The organism is Neisseria sp. LACPHL-SPEC-2024-00856, from assembly GCF_047915665.1.
GTDB classification, from domain to species: domain Bacteria; phylum Pseudomonadota; class Gammaproteobacteria; order Burkholderiales; family Neisseriaceae; genus Neisseria; species Neisseria polysaccharea.
In genome coordinates, this window is sequence record NZ_JBLRPR010000001.1 from 66,384 (window position 1) to 89,784 (window position 23,401).

Consider the following 23,401-nt stretch of genomic DNA (forward strand, 5'->3'; position numbering starts at 1 on the left):
GTGGGCGAACCTGAAAACAAATCATCCGAACCCGTACACGAGATACAGGCATCAAAAGAAATGCCGTCTGAAACCTCTTCCCCACGCAAAGAAAACGAAACAGAAGTACACATTCCTGCCGCTCCTTTTATCGTCAAACAGTCCGGCAGCAACGCTTTGGCGACCTGCGCCTTGGTATTGGCGGCATTGGGTTTGGGTGCAAGTGGTTTTTTGTTTGTCCAAGGACAGAATGTCTTGAAAAACCAAGAGCTGGCATTCAACCAAAAAATCGACAAAGCCGCCTTGGGCGAGTCGGAAAACGCCGCCCTGCTCAAAGACAACCTCAACCGCCAAAGTGCCATACAGTCCGAACTCGACCGTTTGGACAGCGGTGTCAAAGCCAACGGCGAACAGATTCTGATGACGCAAAAAGCCTATCGCGAACTGACTAAAGGGCGTGCCGATTGGCTGGTGGACGAAACCGAGACCATACTCAATCTGGCGGCGCAACAGCTGGTGTTGACCGGCAATATCCAAACGGCAGTCGGCGTGTTGGAGCATATCGACAGCCGCCTGTCCCGTTTCAATCAGGCAGAGCTTCTGCCGATCAAGCAGGCGGTCAGCAGCGACTTGGCGGAACTGAAAAACCGTCCCTATGTCGATATTTCCGGCACGGCATTGCGCCTCGACAGGCTGGAAACCGCCGTATCCGGACTGCCGCTGATTTTGGACGGCGTATTGAAACCGGGCGTACAGGTGAAGAACGAAGCCGCTTCCGCTTCATGGTGGCAGAACGTATGGGAAAAATCCCTCGGCACATTGAAGGGGCTGGTCGAAATCCGGCGTTTGGAAAACAACGATGCCATGCTGATTTCTCCCGAACAGGCATATTTTGTACGCGAAAACCTGCGTCTCCGCCTTTTGGATGCGCGGACTGCATTAATGCAGCGCAACAGCGAAGTCTATCAAAGCGATTTGAACAATGCCGAAACCGCCGTCAGACAGTATTTTGATGCCAAATCCCCCGCCACGCAGTCGTGGCTGAAAGAACTGGCGGAATTGAAGGCGTTGGATGTGCGCATGACGGCGGATGACGGTTTGAAAAACAGCCTAAATGCCGTCCGCGCCTATCGCGATGGTACGCGCATGACGGCGGCGGAAAATCAAGAAGCGGAACAGGCGGTTTCCGAACCGGCAAACGAAAAAACAGCTTCCGAACCGGCTGCCGCATCGGATGTGAAGGCCATAGAAGCACCGTCCCTGCCTTCGGAACGCAAACCGGAACAGCCTGCAAAAAAACAGCCCGTACCGGAAAAGGCAGGGCGTTCGCCGTCCGCTAAAGGAGAACGCGCATGAAAACGGTAGTCTGGATTGTCATCCTGTTTGCCGCCGCCGTCGGGCTGGCATTGGCTTCGGGCATTTACACCGGCGACGTGTATATCGTACTCGGACAGACCATGCTCAGAATCAACCTGCACGCCTTTGTGCTGGGGCTGCTGATTGCCGTTGCGGCTTGGTATTTCCTGTTCAAATTCATCATCGGCGTATTCAATATCCCCGAAAAACTGCGGCGTTCCGGTTCGGCGCGGAAAGGCCGCAAGGCCGCGCTTGCCTTGAACAAAGCGGGTTTGGCGTATTTTGAAGGGCGTTTTGAAAAGGCGGAACTTGAATCCTCGCGCGTATTGGGAAACAAAGAGGCCGGAGACAACCGGACTTTGGCATTGATGCTGGGCGCGCACGCCGCCGGACAGATGGAAAACATCGAGCTGCGCGACCGTTATCTTGCCGAAATCGCCAAACTGCCGGAAAAACAGCAGCTTTCCCGCTACCTGCTGCTGGCGGAATCGGCACTGAACCGGCGCGATTACGAAGCGGCGGAAGCCAATCTTCATGCGGCGGCGAAGATGAATGCCAACCTTACGCGCCTCGTGCGTCTGCAACTTCGTTACGCTTTCGACAGGGGCGACGCGTTGCAGGTTCTGGCAAAAACCGAAAAACTTTCCAAGGCAGGCGCATTGGGTGAATCCGAAACGGAACAGTATCAAAATTGGGCATACCGACGGCTGCTGGCGGATGCCGACGATGCCGCCGCTTTAAAAACCTGCCTGAAGCGGATTCCCGACAGCCTCAAAAACGGGGAATTGAGCGTATCGGTTGCGGAAAAGTACGAACGTTTGGGACTGTATGCCGATGCGGTCAAATGGGTTAAACAGCATTATCCGCACAACCGCCGCCCCGAGCTTTTGGAAGCCTTTGTCGAAAGCGTGCGCTTTTTGGGCGAACGCGATCAGCAGAAGGCCATCGATTTTGCCGATGCTTGGCTGAAAGAACAGCCCGATAACGCGCTTCTGCTGATGTATCTCGGCCGGCTCGCCTACGGCCGTCGGCTATGGGGCAAGGCGAAAGGTTATTTGGAAGCCAGTATCGCCCTGCAACCGAGCGTTTCGGCGCGTCTGGTGTTGGCGAAAGTCTTTGACGAAACCGAACAGCCGCAAAAAGCCGAAGCACAGCGCAAATTGGTTTTGGAAGCCGTCTCCGATGACGAACGTCACGCAGCGTTAGAGCAGCATAGCTGATTTTGGGAAATATCTTTATCTGGGAGAATTTGATGGGATCTTCAGATTCCTTTAAGGAAAAGAAAGAAATATTCGAAATTGGAACGCCTGCTTATCGCCAAAAGTTAATTGATGTTTGGAAAAAGAGCATTAATGGAAACGAAAAATCTTGGGTGCTCTTTGAAAATGGGACTTGCGTCATTTTACTTGAACCGGAAAAAGATTTGGCGAAACAAGCTAAAGAGATGTTAAGCAAATGGGGCAAGGTTCAAATAGGAACACCATCTGCAGATTTTGGCATTATCACTTTAGATAGTGGCGATGGATATGCCGTTTCATGCCATCATCCCGAAATTTTTACGCTAATCCTAAAAGAAGAAGGATTGGATGAAGATTTCAAAATCGGTATCGAAGGGCGCTCTCATCGCGATTGTGATGCTGAAGAACCCAAAGTTATCCATATCGAAGATAAACGCACCATTGAAACCCCCTGAAAACCTGCTGCCGTTTAATCATCTACTGATGATTACCTAGGCAAATGTGTCCGCCCCCCTTTCAGACGACCTTTCATTGCGGAAACCGCCGCAAAGGTTGTCTGAAAACTGTTTTCCTTCTCCGTTTTACAAACAAACCGAAAGCCCCACATGACCTCTTTAAAAAACGACACTTTCCTCCGCGCCCTGCTCAAACAGCCCGTCGAATACACCCCGATTTGGATGATGCGCCAGGCGGGACGTTATCTGCCCGAATACAAAGCCACACGTGTGAAAGCGGGCAGCTTCCTCGATTTGTGTAAAAACACCGAATTGGCGACCGAAGTTACCATCCAACCTTTGGAACGCTTCGATTTGGACGCGGCGATTTTGTTCTCCGACATCCTGACTGTTCCCGATGCAATGGGCTTGGGGCTGTATTTTGCCGAAGGCGAAGGCCCGAAATTCAAACGCGCCTTGCAACACGAAGCCGACATCGCCAAGCTGCACGTTCCCGATATGGAAAAACTGCAATACGTCTTTGACGCGGTAACTTCCATCCGTAAAGCATTGGACGGCCGCGTGCCGCTCATCGGCTTCTCCGGCAGCCCGTTCACGCTCGCCTGCTACATGGTTGAAGGCGGCAGCAGCAAAGAATTCCGCACCATCAAAACCATGATGTACTCGCGCCCCGATTTGCTGCACAAAATCCTCGATACCAACGCCCAAGCCGTTACCGCCTACCTCAACGCTCAAATCGACGCGGGCGTGCAGGCTGTACAGATTTTCGATACTTGGGGCGGCGTCTTGAGCGATGCGGCGTTTAAAGAATTCAGCCTCAAATACATCCGCCAAATCGTTGCCGGATTGAAACGCGAAAGTGAAGGCCGCCGCGTGCCTGTTATCGTATTTGCCAAAGGTGGCGGGCTGTGGCTGGAAAGCATGGCAGAAATCGGCGCAGACGCATTGGGCTTGGACTGGACGTGCAACATAGGCGAAGCACGCCGCCGCGTCGGCAAGCAAGTCGCCCTGCAAGGCAACTTCGACCCGTTCGCCCTCTTCGGTACGCCGGAATCCATCCGCACCGAAGTCGCACGCATCCTAGCCGACTACGGACACGGCAGCGGCCATGTCTTCAACCTCGGACACGGCATTAACCAACACGCCGACCCCGAACACGCCAAAATCTTAGTCGACACCGTACACGAGCTGTCGCGGCATTATCACGGCGGGTAAGCCGGCAGGAAACCGCCCGATATGCCGTCTGAAGCCGAGAGATGGCCGGTTGGGGTAAAAATAAGGCAATGCGGCAATATCCGCCGTGTACGGATAGTGCATGACGGCGGCGTTGCCGCATTGGCGCAATCCCAACCGTCCCTATTTTCAGACGGCATTTTTGTTTTCAGATGCAGGGAAAACCGATGGCAAAAACGCTTAAAACCCTTTACCAATGCACCGAATGCGGCGGCACTTCCCCGAAATGGCAAGGCAAATGCCCGCATTGCGGCGAGTGGAACACACTTCAGGAAAGCTTAGCCGCGCCCGAGCCGAAAAACGCCCGCTTCCAATCTTGGGCGGCGGACACCTCGACCGTCCAATCCCTCTCCGCCGTTACCGCCACCGAAGTGCCGCGCAATCCGACCGGTATGGGCGAACTTGACCGCGTATTGGGCGGCGGTTTGGTCGATGGCGCGGTCATCCTGCTCGGCGGCGACCCCGGCATCGGCAAATCCACGCTGCTGCTGCAAACCATCGCCAAAATGGCGCAAAGCCGCAAAGTGCTGTACGTTTCCGGCGAGGAATCCGCCCAACAAGTCGCCTTGCGCGCGCAACGTTTGGAACTGCCGACCGAAGGCGTAAACCTGCTTGCCGAAATCCGCATGGAAGCGATTCAAGCAGCGTTGAAACAGCATCAGCCCGAAGTCGTCGTCATCGACTCCATCCAAACCATGTATTCCGACCAAATCACTTCCGCCCCAGGCTCCGTGTCGCAGGTACGCGAATGCGCCGCCCAACTGACGCGCATGGCGAAACAAATGGGCATCGCCATGATACTGGTCGGACACGTGACCAAAGACGGTGCGATTGCTGGCCCGCGCGTGCTGGAGCATATGGTCGATACCGTGCTGTATTTCGAGGGCGACCAACATTCCAACTACCGCATGATACGCGCCATCAAAAACCGCTTCGGCGCGGCAAACGAACTGGGCGTGTTCGCCATGACCGAAAACGGCTTGAAAGGCGTGTCCAACCCGTCCGCCATCTTCCTTGCCAGCTACCGCGACGACACGCCCGGTTCGTGCGTTTTGGTTACACAAGAAGGCAGCCGCCCGCTTTTGGTCGAAATTCAGGCATTGGTCGATGACGCGCACGGCTTCACCCCCAAACGACTCACCGTCGGTCTCGAACAAAACCGCCTCGCCATGTTGCTCGCCGTCCTCAACCGCCACGGCGGCATTGCCTGTTTCGACCAAGACGTATTCCTTAACGCCGTCGGCGGCGTCAAAATCGGCGAACCTGCCGCCGACCTTGCTGTCATCCTCGCCATGCTCTCCAGCTTCCGCAACCGCCCCATGCCCGAAAAAACCGTGGTTTTCGGCGAAATCGGACTAAGCGGCGAAGTCCGCCCCGTCGCGCGTGGACAAGAGCGGCTCAAAGAAGCGGAAAAGCTCGGCTTCAAACGCGCCATCGTCCCAAAAGCCAATATGCCGCGCAACGCCAAAGAGTTTCCGAACCTGAAAATTTACGGCGTTTCGAGTTTGCAGGAAGCCATCGATATTTGTCGGGAAGATAGGGATTAAAAGGAAATGCCGTCTGAAGGTTCAGACGGCATTTGGTTTGTGGCGGATTGAAACAAGAAGGCATACCGGCGACAGATAAGATTTGCGGCAAAGTTGCCTGTGATATGGCAAAACGCACACGCCCGTCATCCCCGCGAGGGCGGGAATCCGGAATTGTCCGTTTTGGCAATGATTGAAAATCACGGTAACCCAAACGATTGGATTCCCGACTTCGCGGGAATGAGGGGCGTGTGCATTTGATTTCCATCCGCCATATGTCGGCGACGGGCTTATTCGCCTACGGTTTTTCGTATCAGTTTTTCGGCGTTTGCCAAAGTGTTTGCCACTTCGTCAAAACCGATACGGCTGCCGGCGATGAGGGCGCGCGTATCGGTATAGGCGGCGCGTACTTTGCCGTCTGTTTCGGTAACGAGGACGCGCAGGGGCAGTTGCAGGGCGAAGGCGGGGTCTTTGACCATCAGCGGCGTGCCGGCTTTGGGCGTGCCGAAGACGATGACTTTTGCCGGCTGCATTGTTAAGCCGTTTCGGCGGGCGGCTTCCTGATGGTCGATGACGGCAAAAATGTCCATCCCTTTGCTTTTTATGGCGGTTTCAAGGCGGCTGACGGTTTCGTCAAAACTGTATTTTGAGGTAAGGGTATGCGTGGTCATAGCGGTTTCGTTTTGGGTGGACGGTTCGCCGGCAGGATGTGCCGAAGCGGTTGAAATGCAGAGTGCGGATGCGGCAATCAGGGGGAGTATGTGTTTCATCGTATTTCCTTTTTCCTTATCGGTTTGTTTGTCAGGCTTCGGACGGGGCGGCACGCGCCGCGCCTGATGTTGCGCCGCGTGCCGGAGTACCGTATGCCGTCTGAAAGCCTGTCCTTTCAGACGGCATTGCGTCATTTCATCCCTTTTTTGAGCAGGTCTTCATAACCGCCGTGATTGGCAACATTTGTATAACCTGCTTTTTTCAGCTCTTGAAGGGCGGCTTCGGCACGCCGTCCGCTGCGGCAGTAGAGGTTGACCGGCGTGTCTTTGTCGGGCGCGGCTTCGTGTATGCGGCGGACGATTTGGTCGAGGGGGATATTGACCGCGTTGTTCAAATGGCCTTCTTGAAATTCCTGTTCGCTGCGGACATCGATCCAAACGGTCGGATGTTGCGTGGTTTGGGCGGCGGATACGGGTTTTTGCGGGGCCGCCTGCGCGGCAAAGGCGGCTGAGGCAATGAGTGCGGTGGTAATTAAATGTTTGATATTCATAGGGCTCTCCTGCGGTTGTCGTCCCAAGGGACGGGAAGTTATCTTATCTGATCCAATGCGGCGGCATCTATGTCCCAACGCCAAACGCCGCCGCCTTTGCCATCCAATCCGCGCAAAAACAGGTAGCGGACGGAAACGGCGGCGGGCGGTTGTCCGCGCAGTTTGAAGTAGCGCGCGGCGGCAACGGCGTAAATCAGTGCCTGAAGGTAATAGTGGTGGTGCGCGACGGCTTCGTCCATCGCCTGCCGCGTGTAGGCGGATGCGTCCGTACCGAGGTGGTTTGATTTGTAGTCGATGACGCAGATATTGCCGTCGGGGTCTTGGCAGACCATATCGACAAAGCCGTTTAAAAAGCCGTTGACGGTGTGGAAGTCGAGCGTTTCGGCGGCGGCACGGCAGACTTCGGGCAGCCTGATGTCGTCGCGGGCAAACCAGTCGCGCAGCCGTTTGAGGCCGAAGTCTTCGGTGTGGAGGGTAAAGCCCATTTCGGGACAGCGGCACTCGGGCGGGATGTCGGACAGGCAGTATGCCCCCGTCAGCGGCGTTTTGCGGCAGGCTTCCGCCATTTCGGCAACGGCGGGCAGCCATATTTCTTCAAAACCGTATTTTTTCAGCTTGTCGGCAATGAGGGTTTCCTGTCCGGCGGCTGCTTGTCCGAATTTGAAATCTTCAAGAATTTCGTGCAGGCACAGCCCCGCCTGCGTGCCTTTCGGAAAGTCGTGTATCGATATGCCGTCTGAAGCCGTCGGCGTTTCAGACGGCATAGTTGATTCTGCCGTTTCTGCAGGGTCTAGGGAAGGCTGCACCTCTTCTTCCCCATCGTCGGGCGTTTGGGTTTGGCGGCTTAAGGCGGTGAAGCTGGTGTGGCGGATGAAGCGGAAACCGCGCTTGGGAATGTCGGAGGCGGCAAATTCGGCGGTTTGACCGGCGTTGCCGCGATAGGCGGCAGGGGGCGGCGCATCTTCTGTGAAGGCGAAATTTGTGCCGGAAGGGGCGTTGTCCGCCACGCGCCGCCAGTTGCGTTTGAGCATCGCGATGCCGTCTTTTTCACACGCATAGGCACGGCGGACGGTTTCACGGCTGTCTTGCGGCAAGCCTTCGATCAGGTAGGCGAGGGGGTTGTCGGCGGTATCGGAAGAATAGGCGGCGTAGATGTTGAGCTGTTCCTCGGCACGCGTCAGCGCGACATAAAGCAGGCGCAGGCGTTCCGCCATTTCTTCGTCGGCGTATTGCTTCTGTTCGTCTTCCGACAGTTGCGCCTTTGCCAACAGTTCGGTTCGGTTTGCGCTTTGGTGGAGGATTTGCCAGTCGGACGGTCCGGTATCTTGCGCGTCCCACGCAAACGGGCAGTACACCAGCGGATACTGCAAACCTTTCGAGGCGTGCATGGTAACGATTTTGACCAAATCTTCGTCGCTTTCCAGACGGATGGCGCGGTTGTCGCCGCCGTTGTTGCCGGCCAGGCTGATTTGGTCGCGCAGCCATTTGTGCAGCGCGGCGGGGTTGCGGTTTTGCGCGTCTTCGGCGGCAAGCAGTTCGAGCAGTTGGAAATAATTGGTCAGGCTGCGCCCGTTGTTCCGGCTTAAGAGGCGCGTTTCGATGCCGTGTGTTTGGGAAAATTGCTGCATAGCGGCGAAAATGCCGTATTTATTCCAGTTGTCGAGCGCGGTTCGGGCAGATTCCGCCCAATGCAAAATCTCGCTTTCGTTTTGGTTGAAGTCGTGCAATTGCTGCGCGTCATAGCCGAATATACCGCTTGTCAGGACAAAGCGCAGCGTTCCGGCGCGGCGCGGTTCGAGCCAAAAGCCGATGAGTGCGGACAGGGCGGCGGCTTCGGGCGAGGCGAATACGGATTCGCGCGAAAGCAGGACGCTTTGCACCTGCCGTTTTTTCAGGGCGGCGGAAACCATCACCGCCTCGTTGTGCGTGCGGACCAGCACGGCAATATCGCCCGACTGCAACGGGCAGCCTTTGAAATTCAGACGGCCTCCGGCGGCTTCGTTGAGCGCGTGGGCGATTTCGTCGGCGCAATAGTCGGCGGCACGGCGGCGCAAAACGTCTTTGTTGGCTTTTTCATTGTCGTTTTCGTGCAGCCAACGGACCTGTACGGCAGGACGTTCGGGGGACAACCTGCTTTCGGCACGCGCCGCACCGACTTCCGAATAGCCGATGTTTTCCAAAACGAACGGGCGTTCTTTGAGGCGGAACAACGCGCCTATGCTGCCGATAAGCGCGGCGTGGCTGCGGTAGTTGGTGGCGAGCGTGTAGCGGTGCCGCGCGTCTTCCGCCGCCTGAAGGTAGGCGTAAATGTCCGCTCCGCGAAAGCTGTAAATCGCCTGTTTGGGATCGCCGACGAGGAACAGCGGACGGTTTTGGGCGATGAAAATCTTTTGGAAGATTTCGTATTGCAGCGGGTCGGTGTCTTGGAACTCGTCGATCAGCGCGGTTTCCCAGTTTTCGGCAACGGCGCGGGCGAGGGTTTCGGCGTGCGGATTGTCGGTCAGCGCGGTGTGGACATCGAGCAGCAGGTCGTCGAAACCGCGTTCGCGGCGCGATTTTTTCATCTCGGCAAGGCTGCGGTTGAGATATCCGATTAAATCCAGTTGCAGTCGGATTATTGTTGCTTCTTCCGCTTCTTCGAGTGCGTCCAAATCGCGCCCGAAGTCTGCCAGTTTCTGCAATTCGGCAAATGCTGCCGCATCGGGCGTTTTGCCTTTTTTCAGTCCGGCTTCGAGTTTGTCGGATGAGAGTTTCAAGAGCCGTTCGTGCAGCTTTGCCTCCAAAAAGGGCAAATCCGGCGACAGGGCTTTTTGTTCCAACGCGTCAAACAATTCGGCAAAACTGTTTTTCCGATACGAATTGCCGTTTAAAAGGGGATGGATTCGCCAAAAAGTTTCTTTTAATTCAGCCAGATTTCCGCAAATGTTTTGCCAGCTTGCCAAAGCGGCATCCCGGGCTTGCGGCAAATCGGTTTGTGGACGGCGGAAACTCAGGTACGGGCGGGACAGGTAGGCGCGGATTTGGGCAAGGACGGTTTGCGGCACAGCTTTGCGTTTGAAAACCAATTCGGCAAGCACCGGGTCGCCGCTGACGCGTTCCCGCCAAAAATCTTGCGCCGGGACAAGCAGGCGGTCGCCGTCTTCTTCGGTCAGTTCGACATCGAACGGTGCTTGGCACAAAAAGGCGTAATCGCGCAGGATACGCTGGCAGAAGCCGTGTATGGTATAGATGGCAGCGTTGTCGAATTGCCCGATGGCGGCTTTGAGGCGGACAATCAGGCGCGTCCGGCCTTCTTTTTGCAAAGCCTGTTTTAAGAGTGCGGGCAGGAAGGCGTCGCCTTCGTGGTGTTCGGCGCAGTAGGCGGCGATGCCGTCTGAAAGCGTGTCGTCTCCAAGTTCGGCAATTTCTTTGCTTTCCAAAACTTGTAACACATCGTCCAAACGTGCGCGCAGGCGTGTTTTCAGCTCGGCGGTGGCGGCTTTGGTGAAGGTTACGACCAATACGCGTTCGACGTTTTTTTGTTCTAATACGATCAAACGTGTAAACAGGGCGGCGATGCCGTAGGTTTTGCCGGTGCCGGCAGAGGCCTCAATCAGGTTGGTGCCGGAAATGGGGACGGTCAGCGGGTCGAATGCTTGGATGCTTGCAGACATAGTGCGCGCTCGGAAAACGGTTGGACGGTAAAACGGGAAAATGCCGTCTGAAAAAAGGGTTTCAGACGGCATCGTCCGGTTTAGAGGTTTTGCAGGCGTTCGACAGACGGCGCGTAGTAGTATCCGCCCGAAACAGCGGCGGAGAGGTGCCGGAGCAGCAGGTCGGTTTTGCCGTCCGTATCGCCGAACATACTCAATAATTGCGCTTCGATATTGTGCAGCGTGCGGCAGTATGCGGTAAACATCAAACCGTGTTCGCCGCTGATTTTGCCGAAGGGCAGGCTGCGGCGGACGATTTTCAGGCCGACTCCGTTTTCTTTCAGGTTGACGCGGCCGAGGTGCGAATCGGGCAGGCGGATATCGCGGCTGAATTCGTCGTTGGTTTCCTTGCTGCGTCCGACCGAGGCTTCCTGTTCGGCGACGGGGACGGCATCCCATTTTTTCAAATCGTGCAGGTATTTTTGCAGCAGGACATAGCTGCCGCCCGCATCGGGCCCTTCGGGGATGATGGCGACTTCGCGGATTTTTTCATCGCCCTGCGGGTTTTCCGTGCCGTCGACGAAACCGTCCAGTCCGCGATCCTGATACAGGCGCAAACCGTGTTCTTCGGATGCGACGCATATGCTGTTGCCGAACGCGCCCAAAACGGATTGGGCAAGCGCGTAGGCGGCGTTTTGGCGGAAGGATTGGATGTGGATGTACATATCGTGCTGTGTGGACGGCGCAAGCCCGTTGCCCATTTCGGGGAAGGGTTTGATTTCCCGACCTTCTTCCGGGTGTCCGAATGTTGCCCAGGCTTCGCTGCCGAAGGCGATGGTCAGACCCAAAATATCGTCCGGAAAACGGGTTTTCAAGGCGGATAACGCGTCGAGCGAAGCGCGGCAGGCGGCTTTAATATCGTTGAGGCGGTTGGCGGCGAAGTCGGCTTCGATAAAGATGCCGGCTTGGGCGTGGTCGGGAATGATGGCGGATTGGGGCGTGTTCATGATGTTCCTTTTTGGTGTCATCTGTTTCGGGTGGATTATAGCACCGAATCGGCAGGCGGATTTTTGCCGGAACGGAGTGCGTGAATCCGCCTTTCCCGCCCCCTTTATTTCCGCTTCCGGCGGCTTCGGCATATCTTTCCCATTCCGGTTTGGAATAGCCATATAAAAAAGTATTCTTTGTGTTTGCCGCAATTTCACTTAGAATGCCGCACTTGCACACTTTTTACAGGAGAGGATGATGTTGGAAAAATTCGTACTCGGCGGCATTGCCGCATTGGTTTTGGCGGCCTGCGGCGGTTCGGAAGGCGGCAGCGGAGCATCTTCCGCGCCTGCACAATCGGCAGTTTCCGGTTCTTTAATCGAGCGCATCAACAATAAAGGCACGGTTACCGTCGGTACAGAAGGCACTTACGCACCGTTTACCTACCACGACAAGGACGGCAAACTGACCGGTTACGATGTGGAAGTAACCCGCGCCGTGGCGGAAAAACTGGGCGTGAAAGTCGAGTTTAAAGAAACGCAATGGGATTCGATGATGGCGGGTTTGAAGGCGGGGCGTTTCGACGTGGTGGCAAACCAAGTCGGTCTGACCAGCCCCGAACGCCAAGCGACATTCGACAAATCCGATCCTTACAGCTGGAGCGGTGCCGTATTGGTCGCCCGTAACGACAGCAACATCAAATCTATAGCCGACATCAAAGGCGTGAAAACCGCGCAATCCCTGACCAGCAACTACGGCGAAAAAGCCAAAGCTGCAGGTGCGGAACTCGTGCCGGTGGACGGTTTGGCGCAATCGCTGACCCTGATTGAACAAAAACGCGCCGATGCGACGTTGAACGACGAATTGGCGGTTTTGGACTATCTGAAGAAAAACCCGAATGCCGGCGTGAAAATCGTTTGGTCTGCGCCTGCCGATGAAAAAGTCGGTTCCGGCCTGATTGTCAACAAGGGCAATGATGAAGCCGTGGCGAAATTCAGCACGGCAATCAACGAGCTGAAAGCCGACGGTACGCTGAAAAAACTGGGCGAACAATTCTTCGGAAAAGACATCAGTGTTCAATAATTTCCTTGCTTCGCTGCCGTTTATGACGGAAACACGCGCCGATATGATTGTCAGCGCGTTTTTGCCTATGGTCAAAGCCGGCTTCGCAGTATCTTTGCCTTTGGCAATCGCTTCTTTCGTTATCGGTATGATGATTGCCGTAGCCGTGGCTTTGGTGCGGATTATGCCCGCCGGCGGTATCGTGCGGAAAATCCTGCTGAAATTGGTGGAATTTTATATTTCCGTCATTCGCGGTACGCCGCTGTTGGTTCAGCTTGTGATTGTGTTTTACGGGCTGCCGTCCGTCGGCATCTATATCGACCCGATTCCTGCCGCCATCATCGGCTTTTCGCTTAATGTCGGCGCATACGCTTCCGAAACCATACGCGCGGCAATTTTGTCCGTACCGAAAGGCCAATGGGAAGCAGGTTTCTCCATCGGTATGACCTATATGCAGACGTTCCGCCGAATTGTCGCGCCGCAGGCATTCCGCGTTGCCGTGCCGCCTTTGAGCAACGAATTTATCGGCTTGTTCAAAAATACCTCGCTGGCGGCGGTGGTAACGGTAACGGAATTGTTCCGCGTCGCGCAGGAAACGGCAAACCGCACTTACGACTTTTTGCCCGTCTATATCGAAGCCGCTTTGGTTTACTGGTGTTTCTGCAAGGTTCTGTTCCTGATTCAGGCGCGTTTGGAAAAACGTTTCGACCGCTATGTCGCCAAATAAGGAGTTGTTATGATTAAAATCCGCAATATCCATAAGACCTTCGGCGAAAACACTATTTTGCGCGGTATCGATTTGGATGTCGGCAAAGGACAGGTGGTCGTCATCCTCGGGCCTTCCGGCTCGGGTAAAACCACGTTTCTGCGCTGCTTAAACGCTTTGGAAATGCCAGAACAAGGTCAGATCGAGTTTGACAACGAGCGGCCGTTGAAAATCGATTTTTCTAAAAAGCCAAGCAAACACGATATTTTGGCACTGCGCCGCAAATCCGGTATGGTGTTCCAACAATACAACCTCTTTCCGCACAAAACCGCCTTGGAAAACGTGATGGAAGGGCCGGTTGCCGTACAGGGCAAACCTGCCGCCCAAGCGCGTGAAGAGGCTTTGAAACTGTTGGAAAAAGTCGGCTTGGGCGATAAAGTGGATTTGTATCCCTACCAGCTTTCCGGCGGTCAGCAACAGCGCGTCGGCATTGCCCGCGCATTGGCGATTCAGCCTGAATTGATGCTGTTTGACGAACCCACTTCCGCACTCGACCCCGAATTGGTGCAAGACGTGTTGAACGCTATGAAGGAATTGGCGCGGGAAGGTTGGACGATGGTCGTCGTTACCCACGAAATCAAGTTTGCGCTTGAAGTGGCGACTACCGTCGTCGTGATGGACGGCGGCGTTATTGTCGAACAAGGCAGCCCGAAAGAGTTGTTCGACCTCCCCAAACACGAACGGACGCGGAAATTTTTAAGCCAAATCCAATCTGCCAAGATTTGATTAGCCATTTGTGAAAAATGCCGTCTGAAGCCTTCAGACGGCATTTTTTCTATTTTTACAGAGGCCAGATTAAATTTGGATTGCTTTCGATGACGGCTTTGAATTGGTTTTGAATCCGCTCGATGGCTTCTTGCGTATCCGCTTCAAAACGCAATACTAAAATCGGCGTGGTGTTGGAAGCGCGCATCAGTCCGAAACCGTCGGGGAATTCAACGCGCAAGCCGTCGATGGTGATGATTTCGGTCGCGCCTTCGAATTTGGCTTTTGCGGCGAGTTCGTCGATAACCTGATGACCGTTGCTGCCTTCGGGCAGGGCGATGTTGAGTTCGGGCGTGGAAATGCTTTGCGGCAGCTTGTCCAACACTTCGGACGGATTATCGGAGGCAGACAGGATTTCCAAGAGGCGCGCGCCGGCGTACAGACCGTCGTCGAAGCCGAACCAGCGTTCTTTGAAGAAAATGTGTCCGCTCATTTCGCCGGCAACCGGTGCACCGGTTTTTTTCATAGCGGATTTGATGAAGCTGTGGCCGGTTTTTTCCATCACAGGTTCGCCGCCGTGTTCTTTAATCCACGGGGCAAGCAGGCGTGTGGATTTGACATCGAAAATGACTTTCGCGCCGGGGTTGCGGCTCAACACGTCTTGCGCGAACAGCATCAGTTGGCGGTCTGGATAGATGATGTTGCCGTCTTTGGTAACCACGCCCAAGCGGTCGGCATCGCCGTCAAACGCCAGACCGATTTCGGCATCGCCGTTTTTCAGCGCGGCAATCAAATCTTGCAGGTTTTTGGGTTTGGATGGGTCGGGATGGTGGTTGGGGAAATTGCCGTCCACTTCGCAGAAAAGTTCGGTTACTTCGTTGCCCAAGCCTTTGTAGAGTTTGCCGGCAAACGCGCCACCCACGCCGTTGCCCGCGTCAATGGCGATGTTCATCGGGCGTTTGAGCCTGATGTGTCCGGTAATGTGTTTGAGGTATTCGCCGGAGATGTCTTTTTCGGTTACGTTGCCTTGTTTGCCGGCGGCAGCAAAACCGTCTTTTTCAATAATGGCTAACAGTTCTTGAATGGCTTCGCCTGCGAGCGTGTCGCCGCCGAGCATCATTTTGAAACCGTTGTAATCGGGCGGATTGTGGCTGCCGGTAATCATCACGCCGCTGCCGCCGCATTCGTTGACGGCGGCGAAGTAGAGCATAGGGGTGGCAACCATGCCGACATTGAGGACGCCGATACCGCTGTCGGTCAGACCGCGTTGGATGTGTGTCATCAGTTCGGGACCGCTCAAGCGTCCGTCGCGTCCGAGCGCGATGCGGGCGATACCTTTTTCGGCGGCTCTGGCGGCGATGGCTTTGCCGATAAGGTGGGCGGCTTCGTTGGTCAGGGTTTTGCCGACAATGCCTCGGATATCGTAGGCTTTGAAGATGTCGCGGGCGATGCTTGCCATAAGGTTTCCTTTGTGTCCGTTTAGGAAAAACGGGTGTATTTTAACATAGCGGTATGCCGTCTGAAGGCTTGCGTCCGGTTTTCAGACGGCATAGCCAGGTTACATCAAATAACATGCCGTCTGAAATAAAAGCAGCCTTTGTGCAGGCTGCTTTCGGATTGCCGGTTTATACCGCTTCGGCTTTAATGATGACGACAGGTTCGGTCGGTACGTCGTCATGGTAGCCGTGGCGTTTGGTGGATACGCCTTCGATGGCATCGACAACGTCAAAACCGTCAACGACTTTACCGAATACTGCATAGCCCCAGTCTTGGACGACGGTTTTGCCGTACAGCTCTTTAGAACGGAAGTTCAGGAAGGCGTTGTCGGCAGTGTTGATGAAGAATTGCGCGCTGGCGGAATGCGGATCGGAAGTACGCGCCATGGCGATGGTGTATTTATCGTTGGGCAGGCCGTTGGACGCTTCGTTTTGAATCGGATCGCGGGTTTCTTTTTCGTTCATGTTTTCATCCATGCCGCCACCTTGAATCATGAAGCCTTTGATGACGCGGTGGAAGATTACGCCGTCGTAGAAGCCGTCTTTGACGTATTGCTCGAAGTTTTTGGCGGTAACGGGGGCTTTGTCGAAATCGAGTTCGATTTTGATGTCGCCTTTGTTGGTGTGCAGGATAATCATATGTTTCCTTTCGTTGAAAATCACAGGCAAAATTGGGAGGCTTGCGGAAAATCCAATGCCGTCTGAACGGATTATGTCAGACGGCATCGTTTTAGGGAATCGGATTTACATCAGGAAGAAGTATGCCCACAGAGCAACCAATACTACGCAGAGGATGTTCAGCAGTATGCCGACATTCATCATTTCGCGTTGTTTGATTAAGCCCGTGCCGAACACAATCGCGTTAGGCGGTGTGGCAACCGGCAGCATGAAGGCGCAAGATGCGCCGACACCGATGACGAATACTAAGACTTGTTCGGGCAGGCCCATTTGCGCGGCGATGCTGGCGAAAATGGGCACAAGCAGGGCGGCAGAAGCCGTGTTACTGGTGAACTCGGTCAGGAAGATGATAAAGGCGGCAACCACGAAAATCACCAGCAATGCAGGAGAATGAGAGAATGTGGAAGCAACCTGTTGACCCAGTGCTTCAGATGCGCCGGAAGATTGCAGCAGCGCGCTCAAGCTGATACCGCCGCCGAAGAGCATCAATACGCCCCAGTCGGTATTACGGGCAACTTCTTTCCATTGCGCCACGCCGAATACGACGACGGCAACGGCGGCAATCAGGGCGATAACGGTATCGGGGTTGGAAATACCGAATGCGGCTTTGATTTTGGAGCTGAATACCCAAGCGATGGCAGCGGCCAAGAAAATCAACAGCGCGATAACGCGGTGCAAAGTCCACGGAATCGATTCGGCTTTAACTTCCACACGCTCGTTCAGGTTGGGCTTGAGGATGACGTACATGGAGAACAGCATCAGCGGCAGAATCAGCAGCATCATGGGCAGACCGAGTTTCATCCAGCTGACGAAATCGAGATTCAGGGCTTTGGCGGCAATCATGTTCGGCGGTGAACCGACGACTGTTCCCAAGCCGCCGATACTGGCGCAATAGGCAATGCCGAGCAGGACGAAGACATAGGTTTTGCGTTCTTTTTCCTGGTCGAGGTGGCTCATCATACCCATTGCCAAAGGCAGCATCATCGCGGCGGTCGCGGTGTTGCTGATCCACATGGACAGAAAGGCGGTAACGAGGAACAACATCAAAACCGCCACTTTCATATTGCCGCGCGACAGGTGCAGCAGGCTGACGGCGATTTTGCGGTCGAGACGCTGCATATGCAGGGCGGTGGCGAGTGCGAAACCGCCGAAGAAGATATAAATTGTCGGGTCGGCGAAACCTGCCATTGCCTTTTTGATGTCCATATCGGGGAAACCGAGTACGACGGCGAGAACCGGCACCATCAGTGCGGTTACGGTAATGTGGACGGCTTCGGTAAACCAAAGTGCGGCAACGAAAATCAGCAGCGCGATACCTTTATTGGCATCGGGACTGTAAGGCAGGATGTGGTAAATGCCGAAACAGACGACGGCGGAAATGATAGTGGTCAGCAAACCCTTAAAGTCGGTAATCGGCTTCTGCGCACTGAGCAGCTCGACGTTTTCGGGATGCTGGGTTTTGTCCTTTGCATGCAGGTTCATGAATGCTCCTTTAAGGCAACAAAATCGGTTTTTCTTTTGTGTCGTGCAATCCGAAACGGTCTGCGAAACCGCCGGTTCTGCAACTGGTTCGAGTATATTTGTAATCCGATGTAGTGTAAATATATTGTAAACGATTTGTCGGTTTTGTTTATGAGATGGGATTGATATGTAAGGGGAAAAACAGGATGCATCGGGAGAAGGTGCATCCTGTTTGGGGAAAATAAACCGATTCAGTCCATGCGGTCGGCAGCTCGCGCGGTAAAGAGGGCAAGGGCTGCGCCCGTCAGGTCGGCAAGAACATCACCCAAACTGCCGGTTCGCGTTACGGTAAACCATGCCTGCGCGCATTCGCTGCCGACGGCAAAACAGAAGGCGAACGCAATCAGGCTGCGGTAGGGGATGGGAAGTTTTCCGGTTTTGAATGCTTTGGTCAGAAGCCAGATTTGTGCGAAAAACAGGGCGAGGTGCGCCACTTTGTCAAAATGCGGAAAAGGCGGCGGCGCGGTTTCGGCAGCTTTGAAAAGCAGCGAGTAAATGCTGCCTGCAAACCACAATGCCGAGAGCAGGATAAAGCGGTTGCGCGGCAGATTCATGCTTGTTCCTCTTCAAGCCATGTCCGGCATAGTTTGGATAGGCGCAGGAATTTTCCGCCGCGTGCGGCCAGCATGTCGCGCCAAACGGCAATTTCTTCGGCGGAGGGGGCATCGTCTATGCTGCATTCGTAGAGCAGGAAATTTAAAGTTTCTTCAATGACGGCAACGGATTCGGTTTGGATGAGCCGGTTGAGTTCGGACATAGTGCGGGTTCTCGCTGATGGCGGGAATGCCGTCTGAAAGGGCTTCAGACGGCATTGGGTCATTTGCTGTGCAGGAAACGTGTTGCTTCTTCCCATTTGCCGGAAATGATGTCGGGTATGGCCTGCAGGGATTTGGCGATGGCATCATCAATCTGTTGGCGGTGTTCCGCACTGGGTTTGTTCAGGACATAGCCGACGACGAGGTTGCGGTCGCCCGGGTGGTCGATACCGAGGCGCAGGCGGTAATAGTCGGCCGTGCCGAGCCGTGCCTGAATGTCTTTCAAGCCGTTGTGTCCACCGTTGCCGCCGCCGAGTTTGAATTTGATCCGTCCGCAGGGAATGTCGAGTTCGTCGTGGACGACGAGGATTTCTTCGGGTTTGATTTTATAAAACTGCGCAAGGGCGGCAACTGCCTGTCCGGAACGGTTCATGAACGTGGTCGGCTTGAGCAGCCAGACATCGCCGTCGGGCAGGGTAGCACGGGCGACTTCGCCGAAGAATTTTTTTTCTTCTTTAAACGAAGCCTTCCACTTCCAAGCCAGTTCGTCGAGGAACCAAAAGCCTGCATTATGGCGGGTCTGTTCGTATTCTTTGCCCGGGTTGCCCAAGCCGACAACCATTTTGATTTTGTTTGACATGTCGTTTTCCATCAGATGCCGTCCGGACGGGGTTCAGACGGCATGGTTAGCCTTTTTGGTTAAGGACGCGCCTGCGACGCGCTTCTTTAGGGTCTGCCTGAAGCGGACGGTATATTTCGATACGGTCTCCGTCGCGTAACGGCGTGTCGTCCTTGACGGCTTTGCCGAAAATGCCCAAAGGCGCGGAATGCAGGTTTAAATCTTCAAATATGCCGTCCAAACCGCTTTGCAGTGCGGCGGCGCGGACGGTTGTTCCCTCGGCAAGCTGCATGGTTTTCAAAACCTGTCGGTCGGGCAGACCGTACACAACTTCAATTTCAAGCATAACGGCGGTCTGCCTCTTTGACGAACGCTTCGACCAATGTGGAGGAAAGGTGGCTGAAGACGGGGGAAATTAAGGCGGACAAAACGGCATTGGAAAAATCGTATTCAAGCTTGAATTCGATTTTGCACATATCGTCGCCCAAATCGATGAATTTCCACGTTCCGCGTAAGGTTTTGAACGGGCCTTCGAGCAGTTCCATACGGATTTCCCTGCCGGGGATGTTGCGGTTGTGCGTGGCAAACGATTGGCGAACGTGCATATAATCCATAAACAGCCGCGCCTTCAGTTCGTTGCCGCTACGCCCGATGACCTCGGTCTTGCTGTACCACGGTAGAAAGTTCGGGTAATCCTCAACCTTGTCGACCAGCTCGAACATTTTGTCCGCGCCGTGCAGCACCAAGATGTTTTTTTCAACTTTTTTCACAGGCATCACCAATGCGGGCGTGTATTTGAAGGGCGGTATTATAGCGGTTTAATTTTAAACCGGTACAGCCTTGCCCGTTCTGATTTCAATTTAAACCGCCATATCGCAGATTCGCAAAAACCGATACGGCTTTTGCGTTTCAGACGGCATTGAGTGGAGAATGCCGTCTGAAAACAGGATGGGAAAACGGCAGCTTGCGGGCTGCCGTTTGTTCGGGGAGTTAAGCCTTGTTTTCAGGCTGCTGCTCGGACTCTGTCGAAGCGGTGTCTGCCGGAGCAGGTGCTTCGGTTTCTTCCCGAGCCGGAGCGTGCGGTGCGTTATCTTCCGCCGCGTCCGCATTCTCGCGCAGGTTGTGGCTGTAATCCTTGGGCGGACTGGGTTGTTTGCCCGCCATAATTTCCAGCACCTGATCGCGGTCGATGGTTTCCCATTCCATCAGGGCTTTGCACATCGTTTCCATCTTGTCGCGGTTTTCATCGAGGATTTTGTAGGCAACCTGATATTGCTCGTCCAAAATCCGGCGGATTTCCGCATCGATGTCCTGTTGCGTTTTTTCGGAAATGTTTTGCGAACGGGTTACGCTGCGTCCCAAGAAGACTTCGCCTTCGTTTTCCGCATAAACCATCACGCCCATTTTGTCGCTCATACCGTAGCGCGTTACCATTTCGCGGGCCATTTGGGTTGCGCGTTCAAAGTCGTTTGATGCGCCGGTGGAGATGCGTCCGACGAAGATGTCTTCGGCAATGCGCCCGCCGAACAGGATGGAGAGCTGGCTCAACAACTGATCTTTATACATACTGATGCGGTCGCGCTCCGGAAGCTGCCAAGTCAGACCCAGCGCACGTCCGCGCGGCATAATGGTTACTTTGTGGACGGGGTCGGTAAAGGGCAGGCTTTCGGCAACAATCGCGTGTCCGGACTCATGATACGCCGTTGCGCGTTTCTCGTCTTCGTGCATCACCATACTGCGGCGTTCCGGACCCATATAGATTTTGTCTTTTGCGTCTTCAAAATCGCTCTGATCGACTTTGACTTTGTTGCGGCGGCCGGCAAACAGGGCGGCTTCGTTGACCAAGTTCGCCAAATCCGCGCCGGAAAAACCCGGCGTGCCGCGCGCGAGGGACAATAAATCCACAGATTCGTCCAAAGGCACTTTTTTAGAATGGACGTTCAAAATCTGTTCGCGCCCACGAATGTCCGGCAGGGGGACGACCACTTGGCGGTCGAAGCGGCCGGGCCGCTGCAATGCCGGATCGAGTACGTCGGGACGGTTGGTTGCCGCAATGACGATGACGGTTTGGTTGCTCTCAAAACCGTCCATTTCCACCAACAATTGGTTTAATGTTTGCTCGCGCTCATCATTGCCGCCGCCCAAACCTGCGCCGCGTTGGCGGCCTACCGCGTCGATCTCGTCGATAAAGATGATGCAGGGAGCGTTTTTCTTCGCCTGCTCGAACATATCGCGGACGCGGCTTGCACCGACACCGACGAACATTTCGACAAAATCGGAACCGGAAATGCTGAAGAACGGCACGCCGGCTTCGCCTGCAATGGCTTTCGCCAAGAGTGTTTTACCCGTACCCGGGCTGCCCGCCAGCAGGATGCCGCGCGGCACGCGACCACCCAGGCTTTGATAGCGGTTTGGCGCTTTCAGGTAATCGACGATTTCCTGTACTTCTTCTTTGGCTTCGTCGCAGCCTGCGACATCGGCAAAGGTAACTTTGTTGGCATCTTTGTCCAGCAGGCGTGCGCGGCTTTTGCCGAATGAGAATGCGCCGCCTTTGCCGCCGCCGCCCGTCTGCATACGCATAAAGTAGAACCACGCGCCAATCAGCAGCAGGACGGGTAGCAGGCTGTAAAACAGGGCAGCCAGCGCGCTCGGTTTTTCTTCCGGCGTTACTTTTACGCGGACGTTTTTGTCGAGCAGTGTTTTAATTAGGTTGTCGTCCAAAGGCGCGTTGGTAAAGAAGGTGCTTTTGTCGGTGCGTTCGCCTTTAATCAGGTAGCCGCTGACGACAGATCCTTCGATGTTGACGCCGGATACTTCGCCGTTGTTGACCTGTTGGATGAACTGAGAATATTCGATTTGCCCGTTGTCTTCTTTTTTACCGTCTAAAGCGTTGAACGCAGCCATCAGACCGATACCCAAGGCGACCCAGACAAGGATTGATTTAAAGGTATTCCCCACTTAGCAAGGCTCCATAATTGAGGTGTAAAACGGAAATGATTGTAAAACACGCCGTCTGTATTGTCAGCGTTTATTTTTGCCCAATAAATAAATCTCACTGGAGCGATTGCGCGAGGCTTCGGGTTTGCGCGTCTGCACCGTGCCGAAAATTTCGCGCATGGCTGCCATGTATTCCTGATAGCCTGCTCCCTGAAAGACTTTGACTAAAAAGCTGCCGCCTGTTTTCAGGTGTTGCGAGGCAAAGTCAAGGGCCAATTCGCACAGATAGAGGCTGCGTGCCTGATCGCTTACGGCGTTTCCCGACATATTGGGTGCCATATCGCAAATTACAAGATCCAGGGGGCGGTTGTTTAATAAGGTTTCAAATTGTGCCAAGACGTCGTTTTCCCTGAAGTCGCCTTGAATAAAGGATACGCCGTTTACGGCTTCCATGGGTAGGATGTCCAAAGCGAATACCGCGCCGGAAGGGCCGGCTAGCTTGGCAGCGACCTGCGACCAGCTTCCTGGTGCGCTACCTAAATCCGCCAATATGGTTCCGGGTTTGATTAGTTTATCTTTTTCGTTAATTTCCAATAGTTTGTATGCGGCACGGGCGCGGTAGCCGTCTTTTTGCGCCATGTGGACATAGTGATCGTTGACGTGTTCGTGCAGCCACGCTTTTGAGGATTTGGAACGTGAGGCCATAATGGTCGGGGTTGGAATGGAAACGACCTATTGTACGTTAATTTTGCCCCTGCTGCGCCAAATCGCGTACAATGGGTCATTATTCTTTATGGTTCAAGCACTAGGAAAATGACTGATACAAAATTAAATACCAAAGAAATTTTGGAATTGAAAGCGCGCGCGCATCATTTGAATCCCGTCGTGATGGTCGGACAACAGGGCCTGACGGATTCCGTCATCAGGGAAACCGATGCCGCGCTGACGGCGCACGAGTTGATTAAGGTGCGCGTGTTCGGCGACGACCGTGCCGAACGTATCGAAATCTGCAATGCCTTATGTGAGGCGGTTGATGCGCAACTGGTTCAGCATATCGGAAAACTTTTGGTATTGTGGCGTAAGAATATCGAAGCCTGATTTTAGGGGCGGTATACTGAAACAGCCGTTTTTTGGTGTTGCGGAAACGGTTGTTCGGATATCTGCCCGATGCCGTCTGTAAGTGTTTTTGTGTTGC

At 54.4% G+C, this 23,401-nt stretch carries 23 protein-coding genes; 9 read left to right on the plus strand and 14 right to left on the minus strand.

The genetic code is table 11. The features are described from left to right. From ACNAU7_RS00470 to radA, 5 genes are all read left to right on the plus strand, one after another. A complete protein-coding gene (locus tag ACNAU7_RS00470) occupies nucleotides 1-1,335 on the plus strand; it encodes a uroporphyrinogen-III C-methyltransferase (protein ID WP_416299723.1) in 1,335 nt (444 codons plus the stop codon). Next, complete coding sequence (locus ACNAU7_RS00475; protein WP_416299725.1) at nucleotides 1,332-2,555, plus strand: heme biosynthesis protein HemY; 1,224 nt, start codon at nucleotides 1,332-1,334, stop codon at nucleotides 2,553-2,555. Before ACNAU7_RS00470 ends, ACNAU7_RS00475 begins: the two co-directional genes overlap by 4 nt. A gap of 32 nt (nucleotides 2,556-2,587) precedes the next feature. Next, a complete protein-coding gene (locus ACNAU7_RS00480) occupies nucleotides 2,588-3,028 on the plus strand; it encodes a hypothetical protein (protein ID WP_002222725.1) in 441 nt (146 codons plus the stop codon). 150 nt (nucleotides 3,029-3,178) lie between these two features. Next, the gene (gene hemE / locus ACNAU7_RS00485) at nucleotides 3,179-4,243 is read left to right on the plus strand and encodes a uroporphyrinogen decarboxylase (RefSeq protein WP_416299729.1); all 1,065 of its coding nucleotides are present in this window, start codon (nucleotides 3,179-3,181) and stop codon (nucleotides 4,241-4,243) included. A 185-nt stretch (nucleotides 4,244-4,428) separates the two neighbouring features. Beyond that, complete coding sequence (gene radA / locus ACNAU7_RS00490) at nucleotides 4,429-5,808, plus strand: DNA repair protein RadA (protein WP_416299731.1); 1,380 nt, start codon at nucleotides 4,429-4,431, stop codon at nucleotides 5,806-5,808. Between the two features lie 269 nt (nucleotides 5,809-6,077). Here the strand turns inward: radA and ACNAU7_RS00495 are convergent, their stop codons facing one another. The 4 genes from ACNAU7_RS00495 to ACNAU7_RS00510 all read right to left on the minus strand — a co-directional run bounded on the left by ACNAU7_RS00495 (nucleotide 6,078) and on the right by ACNAU7_RS00510 (nucleotide 11,687). Then, a complete protein-coding gene (locus ACNAU7_RS00495) occupies nucleotides 6,078-6,557 on the minus strand; it encodes a DUF302 domain-containing protein (protein ID WP_003714743.1) in 480 nt (159 codons plus the stop codon). 131 nt (nucleotides 6,558-6,688) lie between these two features. Further along, the gene (locus ACNAU7_RS00500; protein ID WP_416299733.1) at nucleotides 6,689-7,048 is read right to left on the minus strand and encodes a rhodanese-like domain-containing protein; all 360 of its coding nucleotides are present in this window, start codon (nucleotides 7,046-7,048) and stop codon (nucleotides 6,689-6,691) included. Between the two features lie 38 nt (nucleotides 7,049-7,086). Continuing rightward, nucleotides 7,087-10,701, minus strand: coding sequence for an exodeoxyribonuclease V subunit beta (gene recB, locus ACNAU7_RS00505; protein ID WP_416300231.1), 3,615 nt, complete (start codon nucleotides 10,699-10,701; stop codon nucleotides 7,087-7,089). A gap of 80 nt (nucleotides 10,702-10,781) precedes the next feature. Continuing rightward, complete coding sequence (locus ACNAU7_RS00510; protein WP_308028884.1) at nucleotides 10,782-11,687, minus strand: Dyp-type peroxidase; 906 nt, start codon at nucleotides 11,685-11,687, stop codon at nucleotides 10,782-10,784. A 235-nt stretch (nucleotides 11,688-11,922) separates the two neighbouring features. Between ACNAU7_RS00510 and ACNAU7_RS00515 the strand changes: the two genes are divergently transcribed. The 3 genes from ACNAU7_RS00515 to ACNAU7_RS00525 are packed head-to-tail and all read left to right on the plus strand — an operon-like array spanning nucleotide 11,923 to nucleotide 14,221. Next, a complete protein-coding gene (locus tag ACNAU7_RS00515) occupies nucleotides 11,923-12,750 on the plus strand; it encodes an amino acid ABC transporter substrate-binding protein (protein WP_013449226.1) in 828 nt (275 codons plus the stop codon). Next, on the plus strand, nucleotides 12,740-13,456 hold the full coding sequence (locus tag ACNAU7_RS00520; protein ID WP_002222717.1) for an amino acid ABC transporter permease: 717 nt from the start codon (nucleotides 12,740-12,742) through the stop codon (nucleotides 13,454-13,456). Before ACNAU7_RS00515 ends, ACNAU7_RS00520 begins: the two co-directional genes overlap by 11 nt. Before the next feature lie 9 nt (nucleotides 13,457-13,465). Next, nucleotides 13,466-14,221 (plus strand): amino acid ABC transporter ATP-binding protein, encoded by a 756-nt coding sequence (locus ACNAU7_RS00525; protein ID WP_003712741.1) that lies wholly within the window; start codon nucleotides 13,466-13,468, stop codon nucleotides 14,219-14,221. A gap of 55 nt (nucleotides 14,222-14,276) precedes the next feature. Here the strand turns inward: ACNAU7_RS00525 and ACNAU7_RS00530 are convergent, their stop codons facing one another. The 10 genes from ACNAU7_RS00530 to ACNAU7_RS00575 all read right to left on the minus strand — a co-directional run bounded on the left by ACNAU7_RS00530 (nucleotide 14,277) and on the right by ACNAU7_RS00575 (nucleotide 22,911). Continuing rightward, on the minus strand, nucleotides 14,277-15,659 hold the full coding sequence (locus tag ACNAU7_RS00530; RefSeq protein ID WP_416299737.1) for a phosphomannomutase/phosphoglucomutase: 1,383 nt from the start codon (nucleotides 15,657-15,659) through the stop codon (nucleotides 14,277-14,279). Between the two features lie 166 nt (nucleotides 15,660-15,825). Next, nucleotides 15,826-16,335 carry a peptidylprolyl isomerase gene (locus ACNAU7_RS00535; RefSeq protein WP_416299739.1) on the minus strand — a complete coding sequence of 170 codons (510 nt, stop codon included), beginning with the start codon at nucleotides 16,333-16,335 and terminating at the stop codon, nucleotides 15,826-15,828. A gap of 105 nt (nucleotides 16,336-16,440) precedes the next feature. Further along, on the minus strand, nucleotides 16,441-17,856 hold the full coding sequence (locus ACNAU7_RS00540; RefSeq protein WP_416299741.1) for an SLC13 family permease: 1,416 nt from the start codon (nucleotides 17,854-17,856) through the stop codon (nucleotides 16,441-16,443). A gap of 230 nt (nucleotides 17,857-18,086) precedes the next feature. Further along, nucleotides 18,087-18,449: a VanZ family protein gene (locus tag ACNAU7_RS00545; protein ID WP_416299743.1), complete on the minus strand. Its 363-nt coding sequence runs from the start codon at nucleotides 18,447-18,449 to the stop codon at nucleotides 18,087-18,089. Further along, entirely contained in the window at nucleotides 18,446-18,652 is a 207-nt protein-coding gene (locus ACNAU7_RS00550) for a hypothetical protein (RefSeq protein ID WP_002237831.1), read from the minus strand. Before ACNAU7_RS00550 ends, ACNAU7_RS00545 begins: the two co-directional genes overlap by 4 nt. 59 nt (nucleotides 18,653-18,711) lie before the next feature. Then, the gene (gene pth / locus ACNAU7_RS00555; protein ID WP_320748648.1) at nucleotides 18,712-19,290 is read right to left on the minus strand and encodes an aminoacyl-tRNA hydrolase; all 579 of its coding nucleotides are present in this window, start codon (nucleotides 19,288-19,290) and stop codon (nucleotides 18,712-18,714) included. 46 nt (nucleotides 19,291-19,336) lie between these two features. Further along, nucleotides 19,337-19,615: an RnfH family protein gene (locus ACNAU7_RS00560; RefSeq protein ID WP_416299745.1), complete on the minus strand. Its 279-nt coding sequence runs from the start codon at nucleotides 19,613-19,615 to the stop codon at nucleotides 19,337-19,339. Continuing rightward, nucleotides 19,608-20,039 carry a type II toxin-antitoxin system RatA family toxin gene (locus ACNAU7_RS00565; RefSeq protein WP_304671907.1) on the minus strand — a complete coding sequence of 144 codons (432 nt, stop codon included), beginning with the start codon at nucleotides 20,037-20,039 and terminating at the stop codon, nucleotides 19,608-19,610. Before ACNAU7_RS00565 ends, ACNAU7_RS00560 begins: the two co-directional genes overlap by 8 nt. 220 nt (nucleotides 20,040-20,259) lie before the next feature. Next, complete coding sequence (gene ftsH / locus ACNAU7_RS00570; protein ID WP_250314105.1) at nucleotides 20,260-22,227, minus strand: ATP-dependent zinc metalloprotease FtsH; 1,968 nt, start codon at nucleotides 22,225-22,227, stop codon at nucleotides 20,260-20,262. Nucleotides 22,228-22,290: 63 nt separating this feature from the next. Beyond that, a complete protein-coding gene (locus ACNAU7_RS00575) occupies nucleotides 22,291-22,911 on the minus strand; it encodes an RlmE family RNA methyltransferase (protein WP_101122162.1) in 621 nt (206 codons plus the stop codon). Between the two features lie 108 nt (nucleotides 22,912-23,019). On the opposite strand from ACNAU7_RS00575, the gene yhbY reads away from it, so the two are divergent. Then, entirely contained in the window at nucleotides 23,020-23,304 is a 285-nt protein-coding gene (yhbY, locus tag ACNAU7_RS00580; protein WP_003677631.1) for a ribosome assembly RNA-binding protein YhbY, read from the plus strand. The last annotated feature ends 97 nt before the right edge of the window (nucleotides 23,305-23,401 follow it).